Annotated in this window: 15 protein-coding genes; 9 read left to right on the top strand and 6 right to left on the bottom strand. The window is 66.5% G+C overall.

The window, feature by feature from the left end; translation table 11 throughout:
• The first annotated feature begins 79 nt into the window (after positions 1-79).
• The 6 genes from AC13GA_RS00200 (at position 80) to AC13GA_RS00175 (ending at position 6,311) form a co-directional block, all read left to right on the top strand.
• Entirely contained in the window at positions 80-1,516 is a 1,437-nt protein-coding gene (locus AC13GA_RS00200; RefSeq protein WP_482997308.1) for a C40 family peptidase, read from the top strand.
• Complete coding sequence (locus AC13GA_RS00195) at positions 1,517-2,611, top strand: dipeptide epimerase (RefSeq protein ID WP_004139139.1); 1,095 nt, start codon at positions 1,517-1,519, stop codon at positions 2,609-2,611. It abuts the gene before it with no gap.
• A 323-nt stretch (positions 2,612-2,934) separates the two neighbouring features.
• A complete protein-coding gene (locus tag AC13GA_RS00190; protein WP_046983879.1) occupies positions 2,935-3,783 on the top strand; it encodes a MurR/RpiR family transcriptional regulator in 849 nt (282 codons plus the stop codon).
• A 15-nt stretch (positions 3,784-3,798) separates the two neighbouring features.
• Positions 3,799-4,560, top strand: coding sequence for a L,D-transpeptidase family protein (locus AC13GA_RS00185; protein ID WP_482997307.1), 762 nt, complete (start codon positions 3,799-3,801; stop codon positions 4,558-4,560).
• Positions 4,557-5,858, top strand: a complete 1,302-nt coding sequence (locus AC13GA_RS00180) for an APC family permease (RefSeq protein ID WP_426354557.1) — start codon at positions 4,557-4,559, stop codon at positions 5,856-5,858. The genes AC13GA_RS00185 and AC13GA_RS00180 overlap by 4 nt, the downstream gene beginning before the upstream one ends.
• Before the next feature lie 111 nt (positions 5,859-5,969).
• Positions 5,970-6,311: a hypothetical protein gene (locus tag AC13GA_RS00175; RefSeq protein WP_478474513.1), complete on the top strand. Its 342-nt coding sequence runs from the start codon at positions 5,970-5,972 to the stop codon at positions 6,309-6,311.
• Positions 6,312-6,363: 52 nt separating this feature from the next.
• On the opposite strand, the gene yiaA is transcribed toward AC13GA_RS00175, so the two are convergent.
• Positions 6,364-6,816, bottom strand: a complete 453-nt coding sequence (gene yiaA, locus AC13GA_RS00170; RefSeq protein WP_046983882.1) for an inner membrane protein YiaA — start codon at positions 6,814-6,816, stop codon at positions 6,364-6,366.
• Positions 6,817-6,986: 170 nt separating this feature from the next.
• On the opposite strand from yiaA, the gene AC13GA_RS00165 reads away from it, so the two are divergent.
• Positions 6,987-8,153, top strand: coding sequence for a PQQ-dependent sugar dehydrogenase (locus AC13GA_RS00165; protein WP_136639637.1), 1,167 nt, complete (start codon positions 6,987-6,989; stop codon positions 8,151-8,153).
• A 70-nt stretch (positions 8,154-8,223) separates the two neighbouring features.
• On the opposite strand, the gene AC13GA_RS00160 is transcribed toward AC13GA_RS00165, so the two are convergent.
• The 4 genes from AC13GA_RS00160 to folB all read right to left on the bottom strand — a co-directional run bounded on the left by AC13GA_RS00160 (position 8,224) and on the right by folB (position 12,867).
• The gene (locus AC13GA_RS00160) at positions 8,224-8,772 is read right to left on the bottom strand and encodes a hypothetical protein (protein ID WP_046983884.1); all 549 of its coding nucleotides are present in this window, start codon (positions 8,770-8,772) and stop codon (positions 8,224-8,226) included.
• A gap of 108 nt (positions 8,773-8,880) precedes the next feature.
• Positions 8,881-11,055, bottom strand: a complete 2,175-nt coding sequence (locus AC13GA_RS00155; RefSeq protein WP_482997306.1) for a glycoside hydrolase family 3 N-terminal domain-containing protein — start codon at positions 11,053-11,055, stop codon at positions 8,881-8,883.
• Between the two features lie 128 nt (positions 11,056-11,183).
• A complete protein-coding gene (locus tag AC13GA_RS00150; RefSeq protein ID WP_482997305.1) occupies positions 11,184-12,455 on the bottom strand; it encodes a mechanosensitive ion channel family protein in 1,272 nt (423 codons plus the stop codon).
• Between the two features lie 58 nt (positions 12,456-12,513).
• Positions 12,514-12,867: a dihydroneopterin aldolase gene (gene folB, locus AC13GA_RS00145; RefSeq protein WP_025878255.1), complete on the bottom strand. Its 354-nt coding sequence runs from the start codon at positions 12,865-12,867 to the stop codon at positions 12,514-12,516.
• Positions 12,868-13,340: 473 nt separating this feature from the next.
• Between folB and AC13GA_RS00140 the strand changes: the two genes are divergently transcribed.
• Entirely contained in the window at positions 13,341-13,817 is a 477-nt protein-coding gene (locus AC13GA_RS00140; RefSeq protein ID WP_482997304.1) for a hypothetical protein, read from the top strand.
• A gap of 90 nt (positions 13,818-13,907) precedes the next feature.
• Here the strand turns inward: AC13GA_RS00140 and tsaD are convergent, their stop codons facing one another.
• Positions 13,908-14,933 (bottom strand): tRNA (adenosine(37)-N6)-threonylcarbamoyltransferase complex transferase subunit TsaD, encoded by a 1,026-nt coding sequence (gene tsaD / locus AC13GA_RS00135; protein WP_482997303.1) that lies wholly within the window; start codon positions 14,931-14,933, stop codon positions 13,908-13,910.
• A gap of 166 nt (positions 14,934-15,099) precedes the next feature.
• Between tsaD and rpsU the strand changes: the two genes are divergently transcribed.
• Positions 15,100-15,315 (top strand): 30S ribosomal protein S21, encoded by a 216-nt coding sequence (gene rpsU, locus AC13GA_RS00130; protein WP_002808376.1) that lies wholly within the window; start codon positions 15,100-15,102, stop codon positions 15,313-15,315.
• The last annotated feature ends 124 nt before the right edge of the window (positions 15,316-15,439 follow it).

Here is a 15,439-nt window from a genome sequence, read left to right as displayed (position 1 = left end):
CCGGTCAATAATTTATTCTTGCTTTCGACGCCGAAAGGAATAAATATTCCAACAGGTATTCGAGGAGGGTGTGCAGCGCATGATCCTGGCTTCCCGCGAACCGCGCCGGCACTGGCCGCGTCGGTTGACCCTGGCCCTGTGCCTGCTGGCCGCCCCGGCCTTCGCACTGGCTGCCCCGACGCCTGATCCCGGTGCGCCGTTGCCCTATGTGATCGGCCTGCACGAGGCCTACCTCACGCCGGACTACTGGGCAGCACGGCTCGAGAACGCCGACACCCCGATCCTCGACCGCACGCAGATCGACGCGCAGAACGCGCGGATGCGGGCGCAGGACAGCCATATCCAGGACATCGCCGTGCTGCCCGCACAGCTTGATGCGGAGGCAGTGCGCGGCAGCATCACCGCGCTGTCGAGCTGGCCCGCCCGCACTCTGTACAACGACAAGGGCCAGACCATCACCCCGGCACTGCGCAGCGCGATCGAAGCCAACCTCGGTCTTGATGCCATTCCCGCGCAGACGACACCGCAATACGGGCTGGTGGTGAAGCGCGCCGCACTGCGCACCTTCCCCACCCGCGAGCGCGTCTTCAGCACCGTCGGCGACACCGACATCGACCGCTTCCAGGAATCGGCCCTGTTCCCCGGCGACAAGGTCGCGGTGGTCCATCGCAGCGCCGATGGCCGCTGGCTGTTCGTGCACAGCGAACGCTACAGCGCGTGGATCGAGGCCGATGCCATCGCCAGCGGCGACAAAGCCACCGTGCTCGGCTACGGCGCCGAGGGGCCTTACCGCATCGTCACCGGCGCCACCGCACAGACCGCCTACACCCCGGAAGAACCGCGTGTCTCGCGCCTGCAGCTGGACATGGGCGTGCGCCTGCCGGTGTTGGCCGAGTGGCCGGCCGCCAAACCGGTGAACGGGCAACAGGCGCACGCCTCGTGGGTGGTGCAGCTGCCGGTACGCGAAAGCGATGGCCGGTTGAAGCTGGTGCCGGCCCTGCTGCCGCGCTCACAGGACACCGCCGCCGACTATCTGCCACTGACCCCGCGCCTGCTGCTGCAGCAGTCCTTCAAGTTCCTCGGTGAACGCTACGGCTGGGGCCACGACTACGACACCCGCGACTGCAGCGAATTCGTCTCCGAGATCTACCGCAGCTTCGGCGTGCTGCTGCCGCGCAATACCAGTGCACAGGCGGTCAGCCCGGCGCTGGACCGCTTGCCGTTCACCACCAAGGACGGCAAGGCCGTGCGCGACCGCGCCGTTACCGATCTGCAGGTGGGCGACCTGGTCTACATCCCCGGCCACGTGATGATGGCCATCGGCCACGTCGACGGCCGCACCTGGGTGATCCACGATACCGCGGGCGGCAGCTGGTTCGGTGCCGACGGCAAACGCGTGCAGGCCCACCTGAACGGTGTTTCGGTCACCCCGCTGGAGCCGATGATGGCCAGCGACAGCGTCCGCTACATCGACCGCATCACCAACATCCAACGCCTGCGTGCCAAGACCCCCTGAATGAAGATCACTGCCATCGAACTGGGCATGCTGCGCGTGCCGCTGAAAACACCGTTCAAGACCGCCCTGCGCACGGTGGAAACCGTGGAAGACGTGGTGGTGCTGATCCGCACCGATACCGGCCACACCGGCTACGGCGAAGCGCCGGCCACTGCGGTGATCACCGGTGACACCCACGGCTCGATCATCGAAGCGATCCGGCACTTCATCGCCCCGCGCCTGATCGGCCAGGACGTGGTCAACCTCAACCATCTATGCACGTTGGTGCAGACCGCGATGGAGCGCAACAGCAGTGCCAAGGCGGCGGTGGAGATCGCGCTGTACGACCTGTGGGCACAGCTGCATGGCGCGCCCCTGTACCAGATGCTGGGTGGCGGTGACCCGGTGATCACCACCGACATCACCATCAGCGTGGACTACATCGACAAGATGGTGGCTGACTCGCTGTCGGCGATCGAACGCGGCTTCGAGTCGCTGAAGATCAAGGTCGGCAAGGACATCGGTCTGGACATCGAACGGGTCAAGGCGATCCACGCCGCCGTGGAAGGCCGCGCCCTGCTTCGCCTGGACGCCAACCAGGGCTGGACCGCCAAGCAGGCCGTGCACGCAATGCGCACGCTGGAAGAAGCCGGCGTGGTGCTGGAACTGCTGGAGCAGCCGGTAAAGGCGGCCGACATCAGCGGCCTGAAGTACGTCACCGACCGCGTCAACACGCCGGTAATGGCCGACGAAAGCGTGTTCAGCCCGAGCCAGGTGATGGACCTGATCCAGCAGCGCGCGGCCGACATCATCAACATCAAGCTGATGAAGACCGGTGGCCTGTCCAACGCGATCCGCATTGCCGATATTGCCGGCATCTACGGCGTGCCGTGCATGATCGGCTGCATGATCGAATCCAGCATCAGCGTGGCCGCAGCGGTGCATCTGGCCGTGGCCAAGAGCGATGTGATCACCAAGGTCGACCTCGACGGCCCATCGCTGGGCCAGTTCGACCCGGTCAGCGGTGGCGTGCATTTCAACGAATCGGAGATCAGCATCAGCGACGTGCCGGGGCTGGGTATCACCGAAGTGCGGGGGTTGGAGATGCTGGGTTGATCGGAGCACCGCTGCAAGCAGCGTCTACGGCTGATGCTTGGTCGGGCGTTACTTTTCTTTTCGCGAAAAGAAAAGTAACCAAAAGAAACGCTCCGCCGGCCGCGAGCCGACGTGCTGCGCACGCCGGTGCCCTGCGGTGCACGGCTCGCTTGAAGGCGGACTCAACAGCAGCTCCGGGTAGAGCCACGCCATGGGTGGATGCCCTTGCTCCTGCTTTTGCCCCGCTCCGTACGCCCTTCGCGGCTGGCACCCCGCCCGACCCACCACATAATCTGCTCTACGCTGCCAACCGCAACGCGCCTATCCATGCCCGGACGCCCCGCATGCCGCCCCTGCTGAAAATCCGCACCGAGCGCGGGCAGATGTCGGCCATCGAACGCCGCATCGCCGACTTCATCCTCGACAACGCGCACCTGCTGCGCGACTACTCCTCGCAGCAGCTGGCCAGCGCGCTGGGCATCAGCCAGTCCAGCGTGGTCAAGTTCAGCCAGAAGCTCGGCTTCAAGGGCTACCCGGACCTGAAGTATTCGATCGGCCAGGACGTGGCCCGCGCGGGTGCCGACCCGCAACAGGCGCCCAGCGAACCCGACAGCGGCGATGACTACCTGCGCCTGGGCGACGCCCTGCGCCGCAGCAAGGCTCTGGCCGAGGAGGAAACCCGCCAGGCCAATCCCCGAGAGGAGATAGAGCGCATCGTGCAGCTGCTCGATGGGGCACCGAAGCTGTTCGTGTACGGCCTGGGTGATGACGGCCTGTACGCGCGTGAATTCGCCATGCGGCTGTCGCTGCTCGGGCTGCTGGTGGTGCCACATACCGACCCGATCCTGATGCTGGCCAACCTGTCAGCGGCACGCCCGGGTGACGCGCTGTTGATGTTCTCCGAGTTCGGCAACCTGCCCCAGCTCTCGCAGCTGTCGCGGCAGTTCCAGGACATGGGCGGCAAGGTGATTTCCATTACCCGCCACACCGCCAACCCGCTGCGCGCGCATGCTGATGCCGCGCTGGCGGTGTGCGCGCACGACCGGACGCCGCAGGTCGCGCAGCTGCTGTACCGTAGCGCCATGCACGCGCTGCTCGATTTCCTGTTCGTGCTGCTCTGCCACGCCAATCCGGACCGCCAGCAGCAACTGGCGGTGAACCTGGAGCGGATCGACCACCTGCTGGATTCCTGACCGGAGCGCACGTTGATGAAATCGCTGGCCCGTCTCACCACCACTGCGCTGCTGCTTGCCGCTGCGGTGTCCGTCCACGCCGCGCCGCTGGATGGCGCGCGACAGCTGATCGTGGTCACCAGCGACAACTGGGATAGCACCCAAGGGCAGCTGCAGGCCTATGTACGCGACGGCAAGGGCTGGCACGCGCACGGGCAAGCCTTCCCGGTCGCGCTCGGCCGTACCGGCAGCGCGTGGGGCCTGGGCCTGCATCCGGCACAGGGCGATGGCCCGCAGAAGCAGGAAGGCGATGGCCGCAGCCCGGCCGGCGTGTTCGCGCTCGGCAGCGCCTTCGGCTATGCCATCACCCGCCCCGGCACCGCGATGGCCTACCAGCCCATGCTTGAAAGCAGCTACTGCATGGATGTGCCCGGTTCACCGTTCTACAACCGCATCGTCGATGCGAAGAAGGTCGGCAGCGCCGCGATCAAGGGCTCCACCGAGCCGATGCGGCTGGACCTGCACAACAAGGGCGACGTGCGTTACCAGGAAGGCTTCGTGATTGCCCACAACCCGGACAACCAGCCCGGCAAGGGCAGCTGCATCTTCGCCCATCTGTGGCGCGCGCCCGGTGAGGCCACGGCTGGCTGCACCGCCATGCCGCAGCCGCGCATGCAGGCGCTGCTGGACTGGCTGCGGCCGCAGGATACGCCGCGCTTCGTGCTGCTGCCGCGCGCCGAGTACAAGCGCCTGCAGGCACAGTGGCAGCTGCCTGCACTGAGCGGAGACGCCCGTTGAGCACCCCGGACGAACCGCAGCTGCAACGCGCGGTCAGCCGCTGGCAGATCGTCGGCCTGTCGATCAACGACGTGATCGGCAGCGGCATCTACCTGTTGCCGGCCGCCACCGTCGCCCTGCTCGGCCCCTTCAGCCTGTGGGGCGTGGTCGCCGCCGGCATCGTCGTTGCGTTGCTGGTGCTGTGCTATGCGCAGGCCGCCAGCTACTTCGATGAGCCCGGCGGCAGCTACCTGTATGCCCGCGAGGCGTTCGGCCGTTTCGCCGGGTTCGAGATCGGCTGGATGATCTGGCTGACCCGCATCAGCTCGGCGGCCGCATTGAGCAACGCGCTGGCCGATGCGGTGGCACGCTTCTGGCCGTGGGCCGGCGCCGGCATGGGCCGCATCGCGGTGATCGTTGTGTCGCTGGGTTTCCTCACCGGCGTCAACATCATCGGCGTGCGCTCGGCCGCGCGGACCGGCGTGGTGCTGGTGATCGGCAAGATGCTGCCGCTGCTGCTGTTCGTGGCCATCGGCGCGTTCTACATCGATCCGCAGCTGGTGTTCTCCGGGCAGCGCCCGGACCCGCACGACCTGCAGCGCATGGGTGAAGCCGCCTTGCTGCTGCTGTACGCCTACGCGGGCTTCGAGAACATCCCGGCTGCGGCCGGCGAGTACCGCAACCCACGCCGCGATATTCCGTTCGCACTGATCACCATGATCGTCACCGTCACCGTCATCTATGGAGCGGTGCAGGTGGTGGCGCAGGGCACGCTGGCCGGGCTGTCCAGCTCGGCCACGCCACTGGCTGACGCCGCCGCCGGCTTCGGTGGTGAGGCACTCGCGCTGATCCTGACCGTAGGCGCGACCATTTCCATCCTCGGCACCAACAGCAACACGATGATGATGGGCCCGCGCTTCCTGTTCGCGCTGGCGCGCGATGGCTACGGGCCGAAGATCCTGGCGCAGGTGCATCCGCGCTTCCATACACCGGCCGCATCGATCCTGTGCCAGGGCCTGATCGCGCTCGGGCTGGCTCTGTCGGGGTCATTCGTGCAGCTGGCGCTGCTGTCGATGACCACGCGCCTGTTCGCCTACATCGGTACTGCCGCCGCAGTACTGGTGTTGGCCAAACGCTACGCCGACCGCCCCGGTGCGCTGAAGCTGCCCGGTGGCCCGCTGATTCCGGTGCTGGCGCTGTTGCTGTGCCTGGCCCTGTTCGCCAGTGCCAGCTGGCAGAACATCGCGGCCGCGCTGGTCGCGTTCGCCATCGGCGCGGTGATCTACAAGTTACCGCGAAAGGATGCCGACGCCGGGTGATCGGTAGCGCCGGGCCATGCCCGGCGGATTGATCTGACGATCACGCTGCCGGACCGGGCCGTTAACCGCCGCGCAGGCACGATCAGGCTTCGTCCACCACGGAGCCCTTCCATGACCGACTACCAGATTCCCGGCCGCGTGCCGGACGACAGCACCCCGCGCGACGCGGTCAGCAACTACTGGCGCGAGCGCTACACCTCTGAACCGTACTATGACGATCAGCTGTTCTTCGACGACTACGAACCAGCCTACCGTATTGGCCACTCGGCCCGCGCGCAGGACATGATCCGCGCCTACGAGGAAGTGGAAAGCGAACTGGAATCACGCTGGGCCAGCGAACGTGGCAAGAGCCGGCTGGAGTGGGCGCAGGCCCGCAATGCCGTACGCCGAGGCTGGGAGGAAGCGATCAATCTCGACCAGCGGCTGGACAAGGGCGTGCCTCGCGGCACCTGACTTGATCGGATGCCGGTAGCGCCGGGCATGGCCCGGCGCTACCGGTCGTTTGTCAATCCTGTTCCGGCAGCGGCGGCACGCCCGCACTGCGCTTGCTTTCACCGTCACCGGCGGCGATCAGATCACGAGTGTTCTTCTGCACCGCCACCGCGCCGAACAGCGACAGCGCGAAGGCCATGCCATAGAAGCCCTTCTCGCTCAACACCAGAGTCGCGTTCCACAGGCCAACCAGAAGCAGCAGCAGCGCAGACAGCAATGCGAACCAGCACAGCGCGTAATACAGGCCACTCACCGGAATTCCCTCGACACGGTCGCGCACGCTCTTCTGCAGCGACACCGCTGCGAACAGGCCAAACAGGAGCAGGGTTAGGTAATAGCCCTTCTCGTTCAGCGGCATCTCCGCATTGAACAGGCCTACCAGGTAGGCCACCGCGCCGAGCAGCAGGGCCACCCAGGAGGCGGCAATGAAGGCCGGCGAGGGTCGATGGATGATCGGTGCGTTCATTGCGGTTCCTTGCAGTCAGGCGGGCATGCTTTGCCCGGGCGAACCCACCCTAGACGATCCCGCCGCCGCCGCACAGGGGGAAACAGGACCTTCGGGCCAGGACCGTCACCGCCCCGGTGGTATACAAGGGAGAGCCTGGCCATCCGCATCCCCTTCCGCTGGAGATACCCATGACCCGCACGCCCCTGCTGCTCGCCCTCGGCCTGTTGCCGATCCTCGCCACCACGGCCTGCAGTGCCGCCGGCCCCGATGCCAGTGGGCAGAAGGCTGCCGCCGCCAGCACAGACGCTGCCGACCAGCGACCGTTCACCGCCACCGAAATCAGTCGTTTCGACCAGCCGTGGGCAATGACGTTCCTGCCCGATGGCAGCCTGCTGGTGACCGAAAAGCGCGGCAAGCTGCAGCATCTGGACCTGGCCAGTGGCCAGAAGCATGAAATCACCGGTGTGCCCAAGGTCGCCTATGGTGGCCAGGGCGGTTTCGGCGATGTGATCCTGCATCCGCAGTTCGCCCGCAACCACGTCATTTACTTCAGCTATGCCGAAGAGGGCACGCTGGACACCCGTGGCGCTGCCGTCGCACGCGCCACGCTGGCGCTGGATGCCAAGGGTGGCGGTGAGCTGAAGGACCTGAAGGTGATCTGGCGACAGACGCCCAAGGTCAGCGGCGAGGGCCACTACGGCCACCGCCTCGTCTTCGGCCCGGACGGCAAGCTGTGGATCAGTTCCAGTGAACGGCAGAAGTTCGATCCGGCACAGGACATGGGCGGCAATCTCGGCAAGATCATCCGCCTCAACGACGACGGCAGCCTGCCCGCCGACAACCCGTTCGCCTCGCAGGGCGGTGTTGCCGCGCAGGTGTGGTCGCTGGGCCACCGCAACATCCTCGGCATGGCCTTCGACGCCAACGGCAAGCTGTGGGCGCACGAGATGGGCCCGGCCGGTGGCGACGAACTGAACCTGATCGTGCGCGGCGCCAACTACGGCTACCCGATCGTCTCCAATGGTGACCATTACGACGGCCGCCCGATTCCCGACCACAGCACCCGCCCGGAATTCGCCGCCCCGAAGGTGACCTGGACGCCGGTGATCTCGCCGGCCGGCTTCGTCATCTACAGCGGCAACCTGTTCCCGCAGTGGAAGGGCAGCGGCTTCATCGGCGGCCTGTCATCCACCTCGCTGGTACGTGTGGCCTTCGATGGCGACAGCGCGCGCGAAGCCGAACGCTTCAACATGGGCGAACGCATCCGTGAAGTGGAACAGGGCCCGGATGGCGCACTGTGGCTGCTGGAAGACGGCAACAAGGCGCGTCTGCTGAAGCTCACCCCGAAGACCTGACAGGGTGGTAGTGCCGGCCGCTGGCCGGCACGTTTGTCTGCAACGGCCCCGCACGCGGGGCCGTCTGCGTTCATTGAATGGTGATGACCTTCACCTCGGTCTTCGTGCAGGCCTGGTCCAGGCACTGGCCGTTCAACCACACCTGCCCATCGCCGATCATCACGCCCTGCTGGTTGACGAAGACCTTGCTGAAGTCCTGCTCGGACACCGCCTTGACCACCGCCGGGGTGATGATCTTCTCGTAGTTGCGCTGGAACTCACCGGGACCGGTGATCTTCTTTCCACCGCTGATGTTCAACGGGAAGCGCACTTCCTCGACCACGGCAGCGCGATCACCGCCGATCACCGCGGTCTTGAACGTGTTGAACACCTTCTCGTACTGCGCGGCATCGCCGAGCAGGGTTTCAATGCGCGCACGCGCATCCGCCGCAGGCTCATCCGTAGCGGTGGGTGCAGTTGAGGCGGGTTCGGCGGCAGGCTTGGCAGGTTCAGCCGCAGGCGTCGCTGCAGCACTGGCCTCCATCGGCGGCGGTGCATCCACCGCAGGCTCGGCCGGCGGCGCCGGCTGCGAACAGGCCGCCAGCAACAGGGCGGGAATCAACACAGCGATCATGCGCATGCGCGGGCATCCATCGGTTCAAGGATGCCGATGGTAGCGCCGGGCCATGCCCGGCGTGTTTGCCATGGGTGAGGACGCCGGGCATGACACGGCGCTACCACCCCGCGATCAGCCCTTCAGCAGCTCGAACTGCACCGCTTCACCGGCGGCCGAAGACGCGCACACCCACACGTCGAACAGGCCCGGCTCGGCACGCAGCACGCCATCGCGGCCGGTGAACGCCAACTGCTCGCGGGTCAGGGTGAACACCACCTCGGTGGACTCGCCCGGCTGCAGTACCACCTTGCGGAAGTCCTTCAGCTCGCGCACCGGACGCACGCGGCTGGCCACGCGGTCGTGGATGTACAGCTGCACCACTTCTTCACCGGCCACATCACCGCTGTTGGTCAGCGTGGTGGTGAGGGTCAGGGTCTCATCCCAGCCCAGCTGGGCTGCGCTCAGCTGCGGCGCGCCGTAGGCGAAGGTGGTGTAGCCGATGCCATGCCCGAACGGATACAGCGGCTCGTTCGGAATCTCGCGCCAGCGCGCCTTGAACTCCGACATGGTCGGCAGTTCCGGCCGACCGGTACGCGGGTGGTTGTAGAAGTACGGCTGCTGGCCCGACACCTGCGGGAAGCTGACCGGGAGGCGGCCCGACGGGCTGTAATCGCCGAACAGCACATCGGCCACGGCATGGCCGGTCTGCGTGCCCAGGTACCAGGTCACCGCCACCGCCTGCGCATTACGCACGGCGCCCTGCAGGGCCAGCGCGCGACCATTGCGCAGCAGCACCACCAGCGGCTTGCCGGTCATCGCCACGGCCTCGGCCAGCGCCTGCTGTGCCGGCGGCAGGGTGATCTCGACGCGCGACTGCGCTTCGCCGCTGTAACGCTGCGGCTCGCCCAGCGCCAGCACCACCACGTCGGCGCGCAGCGCAGCGGCCACGGCCGCTTCGGTGCCACCGGGGATGGCCACTTCCAGTTCGCAGCCTGGCACGATCTCCAGCAGCGCTTCGTCGCTGATGGCGGCACGCACGCCGGTTTCCAGGTCCACGTAACGCTGCTTGTCGCCAAACAGCGTCCAGCAGCCCTCGATGTTTTCGCGGTCCTGCACGAACGGGCCGATCAGGGCGATCTTCTGCCCGGTCTTCTGCAACGGCAGCACGTTGTCGCGGTTGTTCAGCAGCACGATCGAACGGCGCGCCGCATCGCGCGACAGTTCGTCATGCGCGGCGATGTGCGAGGTGTCGGCTTCGCGCGCTGGGTCCAGCGAACGGTACGGGTCGTCGAACAGGCCGATGGTTTCCTTCAGCCACAGGATGCGGCGCACGCCTTCATCCAGCACCGCCATCGGCACCTCGCCGCTCTCGACCAGGCCCGGCAGGTGCTCGGCATAGAAGCCGCTCTGCATGCTCAGGTCGAGGCCAGCAGTGAACGCCTTGGCGGTGGCATCGCGGTCGTCGGCGGCATAGCCGTGCGCGACCAGTTCCATGTCGGCGGTGTAATCGGAGATCACCACGCCCGGGAACTTCCACTCACCGCGCAGGATGTCGGTCAGCAGCTCGGCGTTGGCGCTGGCCGGCACGCCGTTGATGTCGTTGAACGAAGACATCACGGTGATCGCGCCGGCGTCGAAGGCGGCCTTGAACGGTGGCAGGTGCACGTCGCGCAGGGTCTGCGGCGAGATGTCCACCATGTTGTATTCCATGCCGGCCATCACCGCGCCGTAGGCGGCGAAGTGCTTGGGCGTGGCCAGCAGCGAATCGTCGGCGCGCAGGTCGCTGCCCTGGAAGCCGCGCACGCGGGCGGCGGCGAATGCACAGCCCAGCACCACGTCCTCACCGGCACCTTCGGCACCACGGCCCCAGCGCTGGTCGCGGGCGATGTCCACGGCCGGTGCGTAGGTCCAGTGCAGGCCGGCGGCAGTGGCTTCGACGGCGGTGGCGCGCGCGGTGCGCTCGGCCAGGTCCGGCTCGAAGCTGGCGGCCTCGCCCAGCGGAATCGGGAACACGGTGCGCATGCCGTGGATGACGTCAGCAGCCAGGATCACCGGGATGCCCAGGCGGCTCTCTTCGGTGGCGACCTGCTGGATGCGGCGGCCCAGCTCGGCGCCCACACCATTGAACAGCGAGCCGACCTTGCCCTCGCGCACCTGCTGCAGCACCTGGTCGGCATTGCGCACGTTGGCTTCCGGGTTCACGTCCGGGGCGAACGGGCGGACCATGTCCGCGAAGACACCCAGCTGGCCGACCTTTTCCTCGACGGTCATCTGGGCAATGAGGGATTCGATGCGATCGGAGGCCACCGGCAGTCCTTGATGAAAACGTTTACAAGCCCGGCATTCTAGCGATCCCGGGCGATTTGGCGAGAGGTTTTTTCATTCAGTTTCAGCCACCAGCGGGGTCCGTATGGCCCCGCCGGAGGCATCGCAGCTTACTCCGAGCCGGCCAACTGGCGCTGCCCGGCCATCAACATGGCGTCGCTGGAGGCCTGGAACACCCGCAGGCCGAAGGCCGGCAGGATCGCCAGCAGGTGGTCGAAGATGTCCGACTGCACCGCCTCGTATTCACCCCAGGCGGTGCTGCGGGTGAAGCAGTACAGCTCCAGCGGCAGGCCTTCGGTGGTCGGCTGCAGCTGCCGTACCAGCAGGGTCATGTCGGTATGGATGCCCGGGTGGCTGCGCAGGTAGCGCTCCACATAGGCACGGAAGGTACCCAGGTTGGTCACCCGGCGGCTGTTGACCTCGGCCACGCCCTGCTCGCGCAGGCGCCCGTTCCACTGCCCCAGCTCCTGTTCCTTGTCCTGCAGGTAATCACGCAGCAGCGCGAACTGGCCGAGGAAGGCCAGGTCGCCCTCGTCCAGGAAGCCGACGCTGTGCTGGTCCAGATACAGCGCACGCTTGATGCGGCGGCCACCGGCCTCCTGCATGCCGCGCCAGTTCTTGAACGACTCGGTCACCAGCTTCTTGGTCGGGATGGTGGTGATGGTCTTGTCGAAGTTCTGCACGGTGATGGTGTGCAGCGCGATGTCGATCACATCGCCGTCGGCGTTCTGGCTGGGCATCTCGATCCAGTCGCCGATGCGCACGCGGCCATCGCCACTGATCTGCACGCTGGCCACCAGCGACAGGATGGTGTCCTGGAAGATCAGCATCAGCACTGCCGTAGCCGCGCCCAGACCGGTCACCAGCGGGCCCAGCGCTACCCCCAGCAGGGTGGCGATGATGGACAGACCGGCGGCAACGAACACCACGATCTTGACCACCTGCAGGTAGCCCTTGATCGGCTTGTTGCGCGCATCGGGCTTGCGCTCGTACAGGCTGTTGGCCGCGTCCAGCGCATGCGAAAACGCCATCGAGACCGTCAGCACGGCCCACACGATGCACAGCTTGATGATCACGTTGACCAGGCCGGGCGGCAGGTCGGGGATGAGGGTGATGCCCGAGGCGATCACCTGGCTGGGCACCACGTTGGACAGGCGCGAGATGACCCGCATCAGGTGGCTGCCACGCCCGGACTCGGCGCCCGGCAGGCGCTGCAGCAGGCGCCGCAGGCCACGCACCAGGATGCGCTTGGTCACCCAGTTGGCCAGGCCGGCTGCGATCAGCAGCGCCGAGATCATCAACGCCAGGTAGGCGCCAGGATAGGGTTCCAGTGTGTTCTGCAGCCGTTCCAGCCACTGTACCGCCACCACCGCGTCCACCATCAGTTGTCTCCTTCGTCATTGCCGTTGAGGTTGCCGGCCAGCGGCCGGCACTACCGGGTCAGTCCCGCGAACGTTCGATGATCACGCCGACCGCGCGCGCGCCGCGCACCGCGCCCGGCTTGCTCAGCTTCAGGCGCAGCCACTTCACGTCGAATTCGTCCAGCACGATCTGCGCGCAGCGCTCGGCCAGGGTTTCGACCAGGCCGAATTCCGACTCACGCACGAACTGCTCCAGGCGCTTGCTGACCGCCTTGTAGTTCAGGGTGTGAGCGATGTCGTCGGAGGCCGCAGGACGACGGTTGTCGAAGCCCATCTCCAGGTCGAACACCAGGTCCTGGCGGATCCGTCGTTCCCAATCGTAGATGCCGATCAGGGCGTCGATCGTCAGCCCCTCGATGAAAACCTTGTCCATTGCGCTTACCAGCCCGAATACATGGGGCCATGGTAGCGGCACGGCGGTGAGCCTGCCCGGAACGGGCGATGGGTGGCCGGCAGGGACGCAGCTCCAGAAAAGACAAAGGGCCCTGCTAGCGGGGCCCTTTGGTACCTCTCAACGTCCCCGGGGGGAGCTGGAATCCAGCCGCGAGTCCCGGAGCACACGATGCAGATCATGACGTTCATTTCCTCTACGGTCCAGAGTCAATCGCGACATGTTGGTGGAAGCTCAAGGCGATAGAGGAATTCTGCTGTCTGACGCAGCGGCATTGCCCGATATCACGCCAGCGGCAACCAGCGCAGGCTGGTGATCCGCCATGTGGTCCGTATTTGATGAGAGAGCAACGAATACAGCAGGCAGCGCTGTCACGCCCACGATGGGCGACGTACAAACGTATCGCGGACCGGCACTCTTTGGATGCCGCCTCGCTTTACGTATGGAACATGCAGATGTGCGGCGCGCTGCTATCCCCCCTGCACGTCTGTGAAATCGTAATCCGCAACGCGGTGGCCGCGGCGCTGGCACATGCCTATGGGCCGCGCTGGCCTTGGCATCCTGCACTGCTGCAGCGGATGCCAGCAGATGGCGCGTTGTCGGCCTTGCAGGATATCCATAGACAGGCAGATCGTCGGATGGACACTCAGGAGATCATCGCCAGCCTTCGCTTCGCGTTCTGGCAGCAGCTTTTCACGCGGCGCTTCGAGGGAGCCATCTGGACGCGGGGCTTGAAGATTGCGTTGCCGAACGCGCCACAGAATGCTCTCAGCGTGGTTCGCACGAACATCCACGCAGACATCGGGCGCATCCGCCTCCTGCGCAATCGGATCGCCCACCACGAACCCATCCTGGAACGCGACATCGGTGCCGACCTGGCGGCGATCGGGCGGCTGATCCACGCCCGCTGCCCACATACGCTGGGGTGGTAGCGCCATGAGCGGGCGACGACGGTGTTGGCGGCGTCGCCGTTGGCAGGGCATCCATAATGCGTTCGCCGGGCGTGGCCCGGCGCTACGGGCTCAGACCGCCGGCAGGGTCGCCATGTCCCAGCGCGGGGTAACCTCGACCTTTGGCGGGCTGTGCTGGCCGGCCTGCAGGCGCAGCGCGCCGGCGAAGGCGATCATCGCGCCGTTGTCGGTGCACAACGCCGGCCGCGGGAAGCAGGCACGGCCGCCAAGGCGCTCGGCCATCTGCTGCAGGCGTGCGCGCAGGCGCTTGTTGGCGCCGACGCCGCCAGCCACCACGATCACGTTGGTCCCGGCCGCTTCCAGCGCGCGCTCGCATTTGATCGACAGAGTCTCGACCACGGCATCTTCAAAGCCACGGGCGATGTCGGCACGGGTCTGTTCGCTCTGGTCGCTGTCGCGCCAGGCCATCAGGACCTGGGTCTTCAGGCCGGAGAAGCTGAAATCCAACCCCGGGCGGTCGGTCATCGGCCGCGCGAAGCGGTAGACACCCGGCGTGCCCCGCTCGGCCAGCCTGGCCAGCTGCGGGCCGCCCGGATAGGGCAGGCCCATCATCTTGGCGGTCTTGTCGAAGGCCTCGCCGGCCGCATCGTCCAGGGTCTCGCCCAGCAGGCGGTACTGGCCGATCGCATCCACCGCCACCAGCTGGGTATGGCCACCGGACACCAGCAGCGCCACGAACGGCGCCTGCGGCGGGTCGTCTTCCATCAGCGGGGCCAGCAGGTGGCCTTCCATATGGTGTACGCCCACCGCCGGTACCTCCAGCGCCCAGGCCAGCGAGCGGGCCACACCCGCACCGACCAGCAGCGCGCCAACCAGGCCGGGACCGGCCGTATAGGCCACGCCGTCGATATCACCTACACCCAGGCCGGCTTCGGCCAGGGTCTGGCGCACCAGCGGCAGCAGCTTGCGGACGTGGTCGCGGCTGGCCAGTTCGGGCACCACACCACCGTATTCGGCGTGCAGGGCGATCTGGCTGTAGACCGCATGGGCGCGCAGGGCCGCGCTGCCGGCCAGGTCGGTGTCATACACCGCCACGCCGGTCTCATCACAGGAAGATTCGATGCCAAGGACTCGCATGCCTGCTATTATGACGCCCCTGCCGCCCCCTCGGGGGACGCGCAGGTCTCACTGCTTTCGAACCTCTGGCCCGTATTCAGGGTTGGCCGCTTGCAGTTTGTCTATTCGCCGCTATAATGTGCGGCTCGCCGGGCGTGACCCGGTTCTACTGTGTCCCGGAGATTCCATGCCCAGCGTCAAAGTCCGCGAGAACGAGCCCTTCGAGTTTGCTCTTCGCCGCTTCAAGCGCACTTGCGAAAAGGCCGGTGTGCTGGCCGAAACCCGCAAGCGCGAGTTCTACGAAAAGCCGACCCAGGAGCGCAAGCGCAAGGCCGCCGCTGCTGTGAAGCGTCAGCTGCGCCGCTCGTCGCGCGACGTTACCAAGCGTCAGCGCCTGTACTGATCGGACGCATCTTCATTGCGATGGGCTTGCCTGTCGCGATGGAGCCGAAGCCGGCACGCGCGAGCGTCGCCGGCTTTTTGCGTTTCCGGGTTCGGGCATCCGCCCCGCCCCACCACCACCACGA

It is taken from the genome of Stenotrophomonas sp. 22DLJC03, from assembly GCF_056861405.1.
The sequence above is the reverse complement of the archived record's forward strand: the minus strand, read 5'-3'. Positions and strand labels throughout refer to the sequence as shown.

Coding starts and splice junctions, on each gene's coding strand:
- AC13GA_RS00200 (WP_482997308.1), top strand. CDS start 80: ATGATCCTGGCTTCCCGCGAACCGCGCCGGCACTGGCCGCGTCGGTTG.
- AC13GA_RS00195 (WP_004139139.1), top strand. CDS start 1,517: ATGAAGATCACTGCCATCGAACTGGGCATGCTGCGCGTGCCGCTGAAA.
- AC13GA_RS00190 (WP_046983879.1), top strand. CDS start 2,935: ATGCCGCCCCTGCTGAAAATCCGCACCGAGCGCGGGCAGATGTCGGCC.
- AC13GA_RS00185 (WP_482997307.1), top strand. CDS start 3,799: ATGAAATCGCTGGCCCGTCTCACCACCACTGCGCTGCTGCTTGCCGCT.
- AC13GA_RS00175 (WP_478474513.1), top strand. CDS start 5,970: ATGACCGACTACCAGATTCCCGGCCGCGTGCCGGACGACAGCACCCCG.
- yiaA (WP_046983882.1), bottom strand. CDS start 6,816: ATGAACGCACCGATCATCCATCGACCCTCGCCGGCCTTCATTGCCGCC.
- AC13GA_RS00165 (WP_136639637.1), top strand. CDS start 6,987: ATGACCCGCACGCCCCTGCTGCTCGCCCTCGGCCTGTTGCCGATCCTC.
- AC13GA_RS00160 (WP_046983884.1), bottom strand. CDS start 8,772: ATGCGCATGATCGCTGTGTTGATTCCCGCCCTGTTGCTGGCGGCCTGT.
- AC13GA_RS00150 (WP_482997305.1), bottom strand. CDS start 12,455: ATGGTGGACGCGGTGGTGGCGGTACAGTGGCTGGAACGGCTGCAGAAC.
- folB (WP_025878255.1), bottom strand. CDS start 12,867: ATGGACAAGGTTTTCATCGAGGGGCTGACGATCGACGCCCTGATCGGC.
- AC13GA_RS00140 (WP_482997304.1), top strand. CDS start 13,341: ATGTGCGGCGCGCTGCTATCCCCCCTGCACGTCTGTGAAATCGTAATC.
- tsaD (WP_482997303.1), bottom strand. CDS start 14,933: ATGCGAGTCCTTGGCATCGAATCTTCCTGTGATGAGACCGGCGTGGCG.
- rpsU (WP_002808376.1), top strand. CDS start 15,100: ATGCCCAGCGTCAAAGTCCGCGAGAACGAGCCCTTCGAGTTTGCTCTT.